Source organism: Bacillus sp. JJ722, assembly GCF_036963345.1.
Lineage (GTDB): Bacteria > Bacillota > Bacilli > Bacillales > DSM-1321 > Bacillus_AD.
This window is the reverse complement of sequence record NZ_JBALMO010000425.1, coordinates 1-1,004: the sequence shown is the minus strand read 5'-3', so window position 1 is coordinate 1,004 and position 1,004 is coordinate 1. Positions and strand designations below refer to the sequence as shown.

The window sequence follows — 1,004 nt, the reverse complement described above, 5'->3', positions numbered from 1 at the left end:
CCAAGAAAAAAATGTTTACCCATCATACTACTCTTTCCATTAAAATCCTCTAATATAAAACCTAATGCTCTGAAACATATACAATTATTATGTGCATGTTATTTCGACTAACAAATGAATAAAATATTTGACGGTTATACTGAATAAGTGAAGAAAAATACGTATATATAAAATAACTTATTTATCTATAATAATTTCATAACTAATATGTTCATTATGTTACAAATAAGCTCTTACATATTTCTTTATTTACACTTAAAAATCTCTTAATAATGGGTATATTTATCTATTTTTGAAGGTTTTTATGAAAAATATTTTTTGTGGACATGAGGGGAATTTACTAACAACTTAGGATCTATCGGAACAAGGTCGGAGAATTTTCAATGCAAAGGGAGAAGCGAAATTAACAAACCATATAATTATTATAATATAAAATTAGGAAGAAAGTATTGTTAGAAAATGGGGATTTATCCGAAGGGGCTCATAATCTGGGGGAGATACGTATTTTACTTATAAAACAGAACATTCGAAGGATTTTTCAAACTATATTAATTGAGTAATATCCGAATGAAACGACAAATGAGTAGGCTGTCAAGAAATCTCAACAGCCTATACCTATTACTATAGTTTTTTTCTTATCCATTAAATTATAGTTTCTCAAGTTATCATGTATTGCTACATTTTACAATTGCTTTTATTCTTTATAAATGATCAGTTAGAAAAAATAAAACTTCTTGAATAGTCAATCCCATTTGTTTTGCTTCAGCCATCAATAACAGCCATTCTAGGTCAATCATTTTCTCAATATTATCCAAGACTTCCCTCTCCTTGGTATACAACAGTCTTTTTAAGAATGAAGCCTTAACTCTTGTTGTTTTTCTTAAATTAGATTTACTACAAATATCATTTCAAAAGAATTCTATCTTCTCAGTGTATTGGATTTTTAGATGAGATTTTTTTTAAGTTATAATTAGGGCTGTATACATTCATTTAGAGAAGAAAAA

Annotated in this window: 1 protein-coding gene; it reads right to left on the bottom strand. The window is 27.2% G+C overall.

What is annotated here, in order from left to right:
• Window positions 1-701: 701 nt before the first annotated feature.
• A complete protein-coding gene (gene sinI, locus V7014_RS27045) occupies window positions 702-815 on the bottom strand; it encodes a DNA-binding anti-repressor SinI (RefSeq protein ID WP_335512211.1) in 114 nt (37 codons plus the stop codon).
• Between the last annotated feature and the right edge of the window lie 189 nt (window positions 816-1,004).